The sequence below is a fragment of the Xanthomonas sp. NCPPB 3761 genome (assembly GCF_041475705.2).
Lineage (GTDB): Bacteria > Pseudomonadota > Gammaproteobacteria > Xanthomonadales > Xanthomonadaceae > Xanthomonas > Xanthomonas phaseoli.
The window spans coordinates 2,371,878-2,385,858 of sequence record NZ_CM191262.1 but is presented as its reverse complement, the minus strand read 5'-3'; the positions used below and the strand labels follow the sequence as shown (position 1 = coordinate 2,385,858).

The window sequence follows — 13,981 nt, the reverse complement described above, 5'->3', positions numbered from 1 at the left end:
ACCGGCGCCTGACCCGTCTGGCGAACAGAGGACGGGCAGCACGCATGCAGCCTTGCGCGTACAGCTCGTAGACTACGCGTTCATAAGTCGCAGGAGCGCAGATCCATGCAACACGATGCATTCAATGGCGCACGCAGGCGCGTAGTGGCTGGCGTGGTCGGGATGACGTTCAGTGGTGGCGCGTTTGCACAACAGACCAACCCGAGGAACACCATGGCGCAGGACAGCAGCTGGCACGCCGGAACCTGGCTCAACCGGCCGAAAACACTCGCTATCAACAGCGAGACGTTGGATGTGGTGACCGACCAGGCGACCGACTTCTGGCGCAAGACCCACTATGGGTTCACCCGCGATAGCGGGCACTTTCTGGGCATCGAGACGGGCGCAGGCTTCACCGCGCAGTTGCGCGTGCGCGCGCAGTACGAAGCCTTGTACGACCAGGCAGGCATCATGGTGCGCGTGGACGAGCAGCACTGGGTCAAGGCCGGAATCGAACTGAGCGACGGGCGCGCCATGCTCAGCAGCGTGTTGACCAACCCGGTATCGGATTGGGCCACTGGTCCTTACGAGGCCGACCCCAAGGATTTCTGGATCCGTGCCACGGTTGCCGACGGTGTGCTACGCCTGCAGGTCTCCGCGGACGGCCGTCACTGGCCGCTGGTGCGGTTATGTCCGTTCCCGCCAGCAAGCGCCTATCGGGTCGGGCCGATGTGCTGCACGCCCGAGCGCGCCGGGCTGAAGGTGCGCTTCTCCGATTGGGCACTGAGCGCGCCGCTGGGCAAGGACCTGCACGATCTTAGTTGAGCGGTCGGTGTATTGCTCGAGTGCAGGTGACATGACAGGGTGGACGTGCATCGCATCGCGAGGCATCGCGCATCCATCCGCACAGCGCGGCGCGGTGTGATTGCCTGTGCGGCAGCATCCGCGCGCCGCCGCGGCTTTACGGCAGACGCTGCAGCGCCGCGGCCTGTGTGACGTAATCGGCCACCAGATGCGCTTCCATGGGTTTGGCGAGCAGATACCCCTGCGCTTCATCGCATCCCCAGCTCCGCAGCAAGGCAATCTCATCGGCATGCTCGATGCCCTCGGCCACGGTACGATAGCCCAATGCGTTGGCCAGGCGCACCACCGCTTCTGCGCGCATCTGCATGCCGGTTTTGGTGGCGATGCCGGTCACCAGCGACCGGTCCAGCTTGAGCACATTGACCGGCAACTCGGTGAGATAGCCGAAGTTGCTATAGCCGGTGCCGAAATCGTCGATGGCCACGCTCACGCCTGCATCGCGCAACGCGCGCAGCCGCGGCACCGCTTCGACATTGCTGCGCAGCCAGCGGCCTTCGGTGATTTCCAGCTCGATGCAGGTGGTGGGAATCGCCAGGTCCTTGCAGCGGTTGATGACATCCGCAGCCAGATTGATATTGCCGAAATCGCGCGAGGACAGGTTGATGGAGATGGAAAAATCCAAGCCCTGGGCACGCCATTTCGCCAGCTGGACCAACGCGCTTTCGATCACCCAATTGGTGACCGTGCACATCAGTGCGGTTTTTTCGAAGAGCGGGATGAACTCGTCGGGACCGATCGGGCCGAGGCTGGCGTGATGCCAGCGCAGCAATGCTTCGAAGCCGGTCACCGATAGGTCTTCAAGATTGATGCGCGGCTGGAACACCAGCCGGAAATCGCCGGCTTTCAGGGCCTGTTCGGCATCCAGCGCCAGGCGGTAGGAGCGTTGGATCGCATCGTCGTGCGACGCGCTGTACCAGCACACGATGGCATGGTTGTTGATGGCATCGCCCAGCGCCACCAGGCCCTTGCGCATCACATCGTTGGTATCCGGCTGCTGCGGGGCGAAGCGCACCACCCCGGCATGAAAGGTCAGCGACATCGGTACGCCGGCGGCATCCACCGGCTTGTGCAACATATCGCGCAGATCCAGCAGCAGGTCTTCCATCTCATCCGGCGCGGAGTTGAGCAGAAAGAACGCAAAGCGCATCGAGGCCACGTGGTAGACGGTGGCCTTGCCGCGCAGGGCGCGCGTCAATACGTAGCTGGCGTGGCGAACCAGCTCTTCCAACGGCTGCATGCCCAGCGCCTGGCGCGCCTCGTTGGCGGCCTGGGTGTCGTAGACCTCGATGAAAGCAGCAATGGTGGGCACGCTATGGCTGCCGAAGGCGAGGGCGTCCAGATCCGACTGCAGCTGACGCGCATTGAGCAAGCCGCTGTGCGGTTCGCGTCGGCCCGCACCGAACTGCAATTCCAGCTGTGCGGCAGCCACGTTGGCGAACATCAGCAGTTGCTGATGCTCCTGGCTTGCCAGCCGCCGCTCACGCGTGTCGATCACGCACAGGGTGCCGGAAATTCCCGTCTGCGGCGCACCCACGGGCACGCAGGCGATGAAGCGCGCGGGCAAGCCGGGGAAGGCAGCATCGCCGAGTTGCATTTGCGCAAGCGCTGCATGCTCGATCAACTCGATCACGCCATTGGGCGCTGGCGGTACCTGCTGGCACAGCTCCATGGCCTGCCTGACATGACTGCTGCTGATGCCACGTGCTGCCAGCACGCGCAGGCGCCCGCCCTCGGTGATGGTCAGCGCAGCAGCCGGTGCAACCAGGGCGTGGCAAAGCAATCGTGCGATTTGTTCAAGCGGCTCCATGCCGCCCAGGTCGATCGGCACGCCTGACCAGTCGAAGTGGCGATCCTGCGGTTTGTCGTCCGGGGCAAGCGTCATGGCATCGGGTTCCGTGTCGAAGATCACACTGCACCGCTACTAGAAACAAACCGAGGTCATCGATAGGTGACGGAATCTACCAATTGCGCGTCAGGCCGATCACCTGCTGGGTTGTCGCAAACGTCGAGCGGCCTGGTAGTGACGACAATAACCGCTGCTGTGGCGCTCGCGATATACAAATACCGTACTCGGCCGGTCGATGTCGACTACAAACTGGTCTTACCCTCTAAAACAAACTCATAAACTGATTGGCGCCCTGGTTCTATGATGAGTGGCCGTTGCGATGCGGCAATGTTCATTGAAGACGATTGGCAATAAGACAAGGCGCTGCCCTGGTTTAATCGCGCATCAGCCTGCGTTGTAGGATTCGGGCTCATCCAATCGCCAGCGATGAAAAGTTTCAAATCACCCTGTGAAAGCGCGGATTTCCGCAGATAGTGTGAGTGATTACAGATGAGGCTGCAGGAACCCCCATTAGCGGGCGCGAGCAAGCCAGTCCACAGATTTGGCCTTTGTCATGGATGAGATTGGAGTTAGTGATATTCAGCACAGTTTCAGGTGTACTGAATCGCCTATTAATTTAGCGGCGCGGTGATTTGAGATTGGTATTAACTCCACTACGCCCTGCAAATGCAGTCAGCGGCTGCTCGCCATGATCCGTCGATGCGGCCTGGCTGCCTAAACCGGCTCTACCGTTATTCCAATCCCGTCCTTGGAGGGGTGTGCCTGGGTGCGCGCCGGTCTCTGCTCGGCAATCAGGGGGAATTCAAATGAATCGTGCATTTGCGTTGGTCTGGAACGCAGCCATTGGCAATTGGGTAGTGACGCATGAGTTGGTGCGTCGGCGTCGCAAGCCTGGCTCAACCCGTCGTCAATTGCCGGCCCTGGTGGTCCTCGCGGCGGGGGCCGCCGCACCGATGCTGGCCTGGGGCGCATGCACGCCGGCCATCCCAGCGGCGGGCGCAACGGTCACCTGCTCGGGTACGCCGGTCACCAGTAACAGCTTTTCCAGTAGCGCCAACAACCTGACCGTGAATGTCGCCTCTGGCAGCCAGATGACCGCAGGTTTGTTGGGCGGCACCGCCATCGCCCTGAGCGGTACCAATTCCACACTCAACAATGCCGGCACCATCGACCCTTCCGTGCTTGGGCTGCTGTCGGTATTGAGCAGCGGCGTGACCATGGGCAATGCCAGCTCCACCGCCGTCACCATCAACAATCTTGCCAGCGGCACGCTCTATGGCACCGGTGGCGTGCTGGGCGCCAATCTGCTCAATCTCGATGGCATGGCGCTGGGGCTGACGTCGGCCAGCAACGGAACCGTGCAGATCAACAATGCCGGCCTGATCGATAGCCGTCCGTTGGCTGGGCTGTCGATTCTGGGAGCGGATACACCGGTGATCGCGGTAACTGGTGGCGGCACCGTCAACGCGGTCAATACCGGCACCATCAACGGACGGGTGGGCTTTCAGCGTTCGGCCACCGGCAATACGTTCGTCAACTCAGGCACCATCAACGGCAGTGTTTCGATGGGGGCGGGTAGCACCAACAGCTTCACTGCCGTCACCGGTGGCAGCGTCAACAGCGGGGGAGGGCTCGCCTTGGAATTGCTCGGCCCGGGCGGTTTGCTGAGCTTCGCGCAAACCGGTGTGGTGGATGGAGGCCTGGGCGGAAACAACACGCTGATCCTGCAGAACTCTGCGGTCGGTACCGGCAGTGGCAGCACCGGCACCGGGACGTTGAGTACCGCGCAATACATCAACTTCGGCAATTTGCGCGTCAATAGCGGCACGTGGTCGGTGGGCGGGGCGAGCAACTTCGCCAATAGCGCGCTCAATGGTGGCGTGTTGCAGTTCGCCAATCCTGCGCAGTTGGGCACCACCATCACCGCCAACGGCGGCACGCTCGAAGCCACGGCTGCCGGTCTGACCCTTGCACCGACCAATGGCATTGCGCTTGGCGCGGGCGGCCTGACCGTGCAGGGCACCAATAGCCTGACCGTCGGCAGCGCAATCACCGGCACCGGTGGATTGACCAAGACCGGTACCGGCGGACTGGCGCTAACCGGTACCAGCACGTTCAGCGGCGGCGTCAATCTGGTCAATGGCGCATTGACGGTGGGCGCCAACAACGCCTTGGGCACCGGCACGGTCGCCGCATCCGGCGGCAGCCTATTGGCAGGTGCTGCGGTGAACCTGGCCAATGCGTTTTCGCTGAGCAACACGGTTGGTATTGGTGGCGCAAACGCGCTGCGAATCGGAGGGACGATCAGTGGCACCGGGGCGCTCAACAAGATCGGCGCCGGCACGCTGACCTTGGGTGGCAGCAATACCTATAGCGGCGGCACCACGTTGGGTGCGGGTAGCGTGCTGCTGGAGACCTCCGGTGCGCTTGGCACTGGCACGGTCACTGCGGCAGGCGGTTTGCTGGATACCACTGCACCGCTGACCCTGACCAACAACTTTGCGCTCACCAATACACTGGGCCTGGGTACCAGCGGCAATGCGTTGACCTTGAGCGGCACGCTGGCCGGCGTTGGCGGTGTCAATAAACTCGGCACCGGGACGCTTTCACTCAGCGGCAGCAATAGCTACAGCGGCGGCACCACGCTGGCAGCGGGCACGCTGCAACTGGGTGCCGCGTCCGCGCTGGGCACGGGTGCATTGAATGTCACCGGCGCATCCAGCCTGAGCACCACTGCACCGTTGACGGTGGCCAATGGCATCAGCCTGGCTGCGCCGTTGAACTGGACCGGCGCACAAGCGCTCACGCTCAGCGGTGCCATCAACGGTGCCGGCAGTCTGATCAAGAGCGGCACTGGCGATCTCACGCTGACCAATGCCAACACCTACACCGGCGGCACCACGCTCAGCACCGGGCGACTGGTGGTCGGTTCGAATGCGGCCCTGGGCACCGGCACGCTCACCGCCAGCGGTGGTGAGCTCGATGCCACCGCAGCGTCCACGCTGGGCAACGCGATTGCGCTGACCGGAACCTTGGGCCTCGGCAGTAGCGGCAGTGCGTTGAATCTCACCGGCACCATCAGTGGCGCCGGCGCATTGAACAAACTTGGTGGCGGGACGCTGACGTTGGCTGGCCTGAACACCTATGCCGGCGGCACCAGCCTCAACGCCGGCACCTTGCAGGTGGCCAGCGGCAACGCACTGGGCACCGGGGCGTTGAATGTCGCTGGCTCTGCGACCTTGCAAAACACCGCCGCTGCCACGCTGAGCAACGCAGTGACGCTGAGCACCGGCGCGCTGACCCTCAATGGCGCGCAAGCGCTGACCCTGGGCGGCACCATCAGCGGTGCCGGCAGCCTCGTCAAGGCCGGCGGCGATCTCACGCTAACCGGCAACAGCACGTATAGCGGTGGTACCTCGCTCAATGCCGGCAAGCTCACGGTGGGCAGCAACACCGCGCTGGGTAGCGGAGCATTGACCGCAGCGGCCGGCACGACGTTGGACAGCGCAGCAGCGAGCACGCTCGCCAATGCAATTGCACTGGCAGGGCAGCTCACTGTGGCTGGCAGCAACGCGCTCACGCTGACCGGGGGCATCAGTGGCGCCGGCAGCCTGGACAAACTCGGCCCTGCCAGCTTGACCATCAACGGCAACAACACCTATCTGGACGGCACCCGCCTGACGGCCGGCAGCCTGATTCTGGGCAGCGATAGCGCGCTCGGGGCGGGCAGCCTGAGTGTGAGTGGCGGCCTGCTCGATAGCACTGCTGCACGCGTGGTGGCCAACAACGTGGTGCTGGATGCGGATCTGCAACTTGGCGGCAACCAAGACCTCACCCTCAATGGAGGCATCAGCGGCGCCGGTGGCCTGATCAAAGACGGCGCAGCAGCGCTGACACTGACCGGCGCCAACACCTTCAACGGCGGCGTGGATCTCAACGCGGGAAGCTTGTCGGTCGGCAGCGGCGCGGCGCTGGGCAGTGGTGTGTTGACCGCAGCCGGAGGCACGCAACTGCAGGCCACCACGGCCACCGCGCTTGGCAACGATGTAGTGCTCAATGGTGCGTTGTCGTTGACCGGCAACAACAACCTGGGCTTGAGCGGTACCGTGAGCGGTGCCGGCAGCCTGGTCAAGCAAGGCAGCGGAGCGCTCACGCTCAACGGAAACAACAGTTACACCGGCGGCACCTTGTTGAACGACGGTGCCCTGGTCGTGGGCAGCAATACTGCGCTCGGTATCGGCGCATTCACTGCTGCCAACGGCACGCGGCTCACCGCTGCCTCTGCGGTGACCCTGCAGAACGCGCTCACCACCAATGGTGCGCTGACGATCGATGGACAAAACCTCACGCTCGATGGCGTCATCGATGGCGCCGGCAGCCTGATCAAGACAGGCGCACAAACGCTCACCCTCAACGGCAACAACACCTGGAGCGGTGGGCTGCAACTGCAGAGCGGATCGTTGTTGGTTGGCAGCAACACGGCATTGGGCACGGGCACCTTGACCGCCGCAGGCGGTACCACGCTGGATGCAAGCACCGCCGTGGCGCTGGGCAATGCGGTCGCCTTGAATGGCACGCTGACCCTGCCTGGCACGCAGGCGATTGCGCTCGACGGCGTTATCAGCGGCATCGGTGGCATCAACAAGCAGGGCAGCGCCACCCTGACGTTGAGCAACGCCAATACCTTCAGTGGCGGCGTTGCGCTGGATGCGGGCAGGCTGGTGCTCGGGAACGATGCCGCGCTTGGCGTGGGTGACCTGCTGGTTAACGGCGCTGCCGAACTGGATGCCACGGCCGCGTTGACGGTAGGCAACAACCTCACGTTGAACGATCAAGTGACGCTGGTGGGCAGCAACGATCTGGCCTTGAACGGCAGCATCAGCGGCACCGGCAGCCTGGTCAAGAATGGCGCTGCCACGCTGTCGCTCACGGCCAGCAACAGCTACAGCGGCGGCACCGGCCTGACCGCAGGCACGATTGCGGTGGGCGCCGACAATGCACTCGGTACCGGCAGCCTGTCGGTGCTTGGCAATTCGGTGTTGAGCAATGCCGTTGCCGTGGCGCTGGGCAACGACATCGCGCTGGGCGCCGCGCTCACCGTGGATAACGCCGCAGACATGTTGGCCAGCGGTGCCATCAGCGGCAGCGGAAGCCTGGTCAAGACCGGCCTCGGCACGCTGACCTTAAGCGGCAACAACAGCTACACCGGGCCGCTGGCGATCCAGGCCGGTACCGTGGTGGCCAGCACCGCGGCCGCACTGGGCAACGCCAGCGCTGTCGATGTGGCGGCAGGCGCGCTGTTGAACCTGACCAATGGCGGGCTGATCAACGCGCTCAGCGGTGCGGGCGGTGTCGATACCGATACCGGCGCTACACTCCAGCTGGGCGGCGGCGATTTCGCCGGCAGCCTGGGCGGTGGCGGCAACCTGGACAAGGTGGGGACCGGCACCGTGCGTCTGCTCGGTACCAGTGCGATCGGTGGCAGCACGCAGGTCAGTGCGGGCACGCTCGATGTGGTCGGCAGTCTCGGCACCAGCGTCTTGAACGTGGCATCGGGCGGCACACTGACCGGCACCGGCGCCGCCGGCAATGTGGGTGCGGCGGTCACCGTCAGCGATGGCGGCAGGCTCGCACTCACCAGCGGTGCATCGTTGAGCGTGGGTGCGTTGACGCTCACGCCAGGCGCATTCGTCGATGTGGCGTTGGGTGCGCCAAGCGCAACCGGCTTGCTGGCCGTCAATGGCGATCTCACCCTGGACGGTACGCTCAACATCACCGATCTCGGCGGCTTCGGCACCGGCGTGTATCGCTTGATCGACTACACCGGCGCGCTCACCAACAACGGCATGCTGATCGGCCTGTTTCCGGGCAGCGTGGACATCAGCCAGCTCGCCCTGCAGACCGCCATCGGCCAGCAACTCAATCTGGTGGTGACCGCGCCGGGCAGCATCGTGCAATTCTGGGACGGTGTGCAGACCACGGCCAATGGCACTGTGGATGGCGGCGCCGGCACCTGGGGTGCAGCCACCAACTGGACCGGCCAGGACGGTAGCGCCAACAGCACCTGGCAAGGCGACTTCGCAGTGTTTTCGGGTACGGCAGGCACGGTGGGCGTGCAGGGCACGCAGGACATCGGCGGCTTGCAGTTCGTGACCGATGGATATCAGCTGGGCGATGCCGGCGCGGGCGCACTGGCAGTGACCGACCCGTTGACCGCCATCCGCGTCGACCCGGGTGCCACGGCGAGCATCGGCGTGGCCATCACCGGCACCGGCGGCGTGCAGAAGCTCGATACCGGCACGCTGGTGCTGAGTGGTCCCAACACCTACACCGGTGGCACTGCGCTGGGCGGCGGCAGCCTGGTGTTGGGCAATGCACAAGCGCTGGGCAGCGGCACGCTGACCGCCGCAGCGGGCACCGCGCTCGATACCAGCCAAGCGTTGGCGCTCGGCAACGCGGTGGTGCTCGATGGTGCGTTGACCCTGCCCGGCAGCAACGACCTGACATTAGCCGGCGCCGTCAGCGGTGCCGGCAGCTTGATCAAGAACGGCACCTCCACGCTGACGCTGGACGGCAGCAACGGCTACCTCGGCGGCAGCGTGTTGAATGCCGGCACTCTGGCAGTGGGCAGCAACACCGCACTTGGCACGGGCAGCCTGTCGGTGCTGGGCGATGCAAGGTTGAGCAATGCCATTGCCTTGGCCCTGGGCAACAACGTCAACCTGGGCGCCAACCTGACCATCGCCAGTGCAGACGATCTGGCGTTGACCGGCGTGCTCAGTGGCGCGGGCGCGCTGACCAAGACGGGCCTGGGCACCTTGACCTTGTCGGGCAGCAACCTGTTCAGTGGCCCGGTGTCGGTGCAGGGCGGCGTGCTGGCCACCTCCGCCTCCGGCACGTTGGGGACGACCGCCAGCGTGGATGTTGCGGCAGGGGCAGGGCTCTCGCTCGGCAGCAATACCGCGTTGAGCAGCGTCACCGGCCTGGGCAATGTGGCGATCCAGGGTGGCAGCACCTTGCAACTGGGCGTGGGCGACGTCAGCAGCACGTTTGCAGGTGCGTTGAACGATGCCGGCAATCTGGAAAAGGTCGGCACCGGCACCGTACAACTCACCGGCACCAGCGCGATCGGCGGCACCACACAGATCACGGCAGGCACGCTGGATGTGGATGGCTCGCTGGGCAGTGCCGGTGGCGTCACCGTGGGCACCGGCGGCACGCTGAGCGGCAGCGGCGTGGTCGATGCCGCGGTCACGGTGAATGATGGTGGCCGCCTGGTGGTGACCAGCGGTGCGCTGCTGACCACCGGCAGCCTGAGCATGGCATCCAATGCGACGCTCGATGCGTTGCTGGGAATCCCCAGCCAAACCGGGGTGCTTGCGGTCAACGGCGACCTCACGCTGGATGGCACGCTCAACATCACCGACATCGGCGGCTTCGGCACTGGCGTGTATCGCCTGATCGATTACACCGGCACCCTGACCAACAATGGCATGGGTTTTGGCACATTGCCGGGCACGGTCGACCCCGCCCAGCTCACGCTGCAGACCTCGCTGGCGCAGCAGGTCAATGTGGTGTTGTTGGCTTCCGGCAGCAACGTGCAGTTCTGGGATGGCGCGCAGACCGTCGCCAACGGCAGCGCCGATGGCGGGACTGGCACATGGACTGCCGGTTCCACCAATTGGACGTCGGTCGATGGGCTGACCAACAGCGATTGGCAGAACAGCTTTGCGGTCTTTGCAGGCACCGCGGGCAACGTGGGCGTGCAGGGCACCCAGGGCATCACCGGCATGCAATTCATCACCGATGGCTATGTGCTGAGCGATGCAGGCGGTGGCGCATTGAGCGCCAATGCAGCGAACACCATCATCCGTGTCGACCCCGGCGTGACCGGCACCATCGATGTCGCCATCGGCGGCACTGGCACGCTGCAAAAGCTCGATAGCGGCACGCTGGTGCTGACTGCTGCCAACACCTATACCGGCGGCACCGCGCTCGGCGGCGGCACCCTGGTGTTGGGCAATGCGCAAGCGCTGGGCACCGGCACGCTCACTGCCGCAGCGGGCACCACGCTCGATACCAATCAAGCATTGGCGCTCGGCAATGCGGTGGTGCTCGATGGCGCGCTGACGCTGCCGGGCAGCAACGATCTGGCATTGACCGGTGCGATCAGCGGTGCAGGCAGTTTGATCAAGAACGGCACGTCCACCCTCACGCTCAGCGGCAACAACAGCTATGCCGGCGGCACGACGCTCAGCGATGGCACGCTGGCGGTGGCCAGCAATACCGCCCTGGGCAGCGGCACCTTGTCGGTCACCGGCGATTCGGTGCTGAGCAATGCGGTTGCCGCGGCATTGGGCAACGCGGTCACGCTGGGCGCGGCGCTTACCGTCGACAACCCGGCCGACCTCACGCTTACCGGCAACATCAGCGGTAGCGGGAACTTGATCAAGACCAACACCGGCGTGCTGACGCTCGACGGCAGCAATACCTACAGCGGTGGCACCACGGTCGCTGCCGGCACGCTGGTGGGAGATGGCGCGAGCCTGCAAGGCGCCATCGTCGACAACGCAACCCTGGCGTTCAATCAGGTGACCGATGGCGTGTTTACCGGTTCGATTACCGGCACCGGTACGGTGATCAAGGAGGGCGCCGGCGCATTGCGGCTCAACGGCGCCAATGGCTACACCGGTGGCACCACCATTGCGGCCGGCACCCTGATCGGCGATACCGCCAGCTTGCAGGGCGATATCACCAACAATGCAGCGTTGGTGTTCGACCAGATCACCGGTGGCGTGTATGCCGGCGCGGTCAGCGGGAGCGGCTCGCTGGAAAAGACCGGCAGCGGCGTGCTGCAATTGCTTGGCGCCAACACGTATACCGGCGGCACCGTCATCAGCGCCGGTAGCCTGGTCGGCAACACCACCAGCGTGCAGGGCGATGTGGTCGACAACGCGACCTTGGTCTTCGATCAGGCCAGCGACGGCGCGTTCGCCGGGGTGGTCAGCGGCACCGGTAGCGTGATCAAGCAAGGCGCCGGCGCGTTGACCTTGTTGGCGCCCAACACCTACAGCGGCGGCACCACCATCGCCAGCGGTAGCTTGATCGGCACCACCGACAGCCTGCAGGGCAACATTGTCGACAACGCCGTGCTGGTGTTCGACCAGGCGACCGATGGGACCTACGCCGGCAACGTCACCGGCAGCGGCGTGCTGGTCAAGAACGGCACCGGTGCGCTCACCCTGGATGGCGTCAACGGCTACCTGGGCGGTACCACCGTCAACGCGGGCACGCTGGTTGGCAACACCGCCAGCCTGCAGGGCGACATCACCAACAACAGCACGCTGACCTTCCTGCAAAACAGTGCCGGCAGCTATGCAGGCAGGTTGTTCGGGGTCGGTCGCTTCATCAAGCTGGGAACCGGCACGCTATTGCTCACCGCCAACAGCAGCAGCTTCACCGGCCCGACCGAGGTCAATGCCGGCACCCTGAGTGTCGGCAACCTGGCCAACCCCGGCACGGCACTGGGCGGGCCGGTCACGGTGGGTCCGGGCGGCACGCTCACCGGCAGCGGCAGTGTCGGCAGCCTGGTGTCGTCGGGCACGGTCGCCATCGGTGGTGCCGGTGGCACCATCAGCGTCGGCGGCACTGCCACGTTTGCACCAGGCTCCACGTTGCAGATAACGCCTGGCGACGGCGGTGTGGTGACGCCGGTGACGGTGGGCGGTGCAGCCACGGTAGCAAGCGGCACCACCCTGGAGTTGGTGCGTGCGACCGATATGCCGCTGTTTACGGAGATTCCGGTGATCAGCGCCGGCGGCGGTCTCACCGGGCAGTTCACCAACGTCGTCTCCGACTACGCGTTTATCGAGCCGAACGTGAACACCACCGCCACTGCGTTGTCGGTGACCTTTGGGCGCAATACGGTGGGCATGGTGGACGCGGTCACCACACCGAACCAGCAATCCACGGCGGCAGCGGTGGACGGCTTGCCGAACACCAGCCCGATCTATCAGGCCGTGGTGCGTTTGCCCGACGACCCGGAAGCGGTGCGCACCGCGTTCGCCTCGTTGTCGGGCGAAAGCCATGCCAGCACGGCTACCGCCATGCTGGACAGCCGCTTCCTCAACAGCGGCATCGGCAACCATCTGCGTGGCGACAGCCAGGACACGCTGGTCGGCGATACCATGGTGTGGATCACCGGGCGCAGCCTGCCCACCCGTGTCGATGGCGATGCCAATGCGGTGTCGGTACGCCGCGAGGACAACGGGGTGATGGCCGGTGCGGAACGCCGCTTGGGCGAACGCAGCGTGGTGGGCATTGCGGTCGGCAACCAGGATATCGAGAGCTGGTCGCGCGAATGGGGCGACCGTGCCGATGTGGATGGCACGCATGCCGGCGTGTATGGCCGCGCCGACTGGTCTGCGTTCTCGCTGCAGGGCGCGGTGGATTACGCCAGCTACAGCGTCGACAGCACGCGCCGGGTGATGTTGCCCGACGTGCTCGCAGAGCGCCTGGTCAGCCGCTACGACGCCACCGCGGTCACGGTGTCGCTGGAAGCGGCCTGGAATCTGCGCACCGAGGGCGCCGTGTACAGCCCGTTCATTGCGGCCGATTACACCCGCCTGAAGACCGACGGCTTTACCGAACGCGGCGGCATTTCCGCGCTGTCGGTGGACAGCGCCAGCGACACCTTCAGTACCGCCACGCTGGGTATGCGTGGTCACTGGGACCTCGGGCAACAGGCGGCGTTGTATGCGTCGGCAGGCTGGCGGCATGCCTTCGGCGACCGTTCGGTGCAGCGCTCGGCCGGCTTCATCGGCACCGCCTCGGAGTTCTCGGTGCAAAGCGTCACCCTGGCCAAGAACGCGGCCATTGGCGAGCTGGGCGTGAGCCTGATCACCTCGCCACGCAGCCGGCTGGCACTGTCGCTGCAAGGCCTTAGCGGCGACGGGCAGACGGCGTACGGTGGCCAGGTGACCTGGGGAGTGAGCTTCTGAGCCTTGTCTTGCGGCTTGCTTGACACTCGCAATGCAAGAACGCCTCGGATGTCGGGGCGTTCTTTTTTGCCTGTGGTTCTGTGTCTATCGTGCGCGTCGCACGATGCGCACGCGAGCGTTCGTATGCGTTGCGGCGATCAGCTCAATGCATGGCCGAAAACGCGCTGCGCGCGTGCCGCTGCATGGCGCGCTGCCATCCCAAAGCACGCATGCCGTCACGATGGCTGGATGCCCGCCGATGGTGCGTGCGCTGTCATGCAGTACAGCACGCCAACACCGGTCACATCGCGCG

The 13,981-nt window shown here is 64.9% G+C and carries 3 protein-coding genes; 2 read left to right on the top strand and 1 reads right to left on the bottom strand.

The genetic code is table 11. The features are described from left to right. Window positions 1-105 precede the first annotated feature (105 nt). Window positions 106-804 carry a DUF1349 domain-containing protein gene (locus ACCQ00_RS10490; protein WP_039569787.1) on the top strand — a complete coding sequence of 233 codons (699 nt, stop codon included), beginning with the start codon at window positions 106-108 and terminating at the stop codon, window positions 802-804. A 136-nt stretch (window positions 805-940) separates the two neighbouring features. On the opposite strand, the gene ACCQ00_RS10485 is transcribed toward ACCQ00_RS10490, so the two are convergent. Further along, on the bottom strand, window positions 941-2,752 hold the full coding sequence (locus tag ACCQ00_RS10485; protein WP_039569785.1) for an EAL domain-containing protein: 1,812 nt from the start codon (window positions 2,750-2,752) through the stop codon (window positions 941-943). Between the two features lie 743 nt (window positions 2,753-3,495). On the opposite strand from ACCQ00_RS10485, the gene ACCQ00_RS10480 reads away from it, so the two are divergent. Next, the gene (locus ACCQ00_RS10480) at window positions 3,496-13,689 is read left to right on the top strand and encodes an autotransporter-associated beta strand repeat-containing protein (protein ID WP_039569782.1); all 10,194 of its coding nucleotides are present in this window, start codon (window positions 3,496-3,498) and stop codon (window positions 13,687-13,689) included. Window positions 13,690-13,981 lie beyond the last annotated feature (292 nt).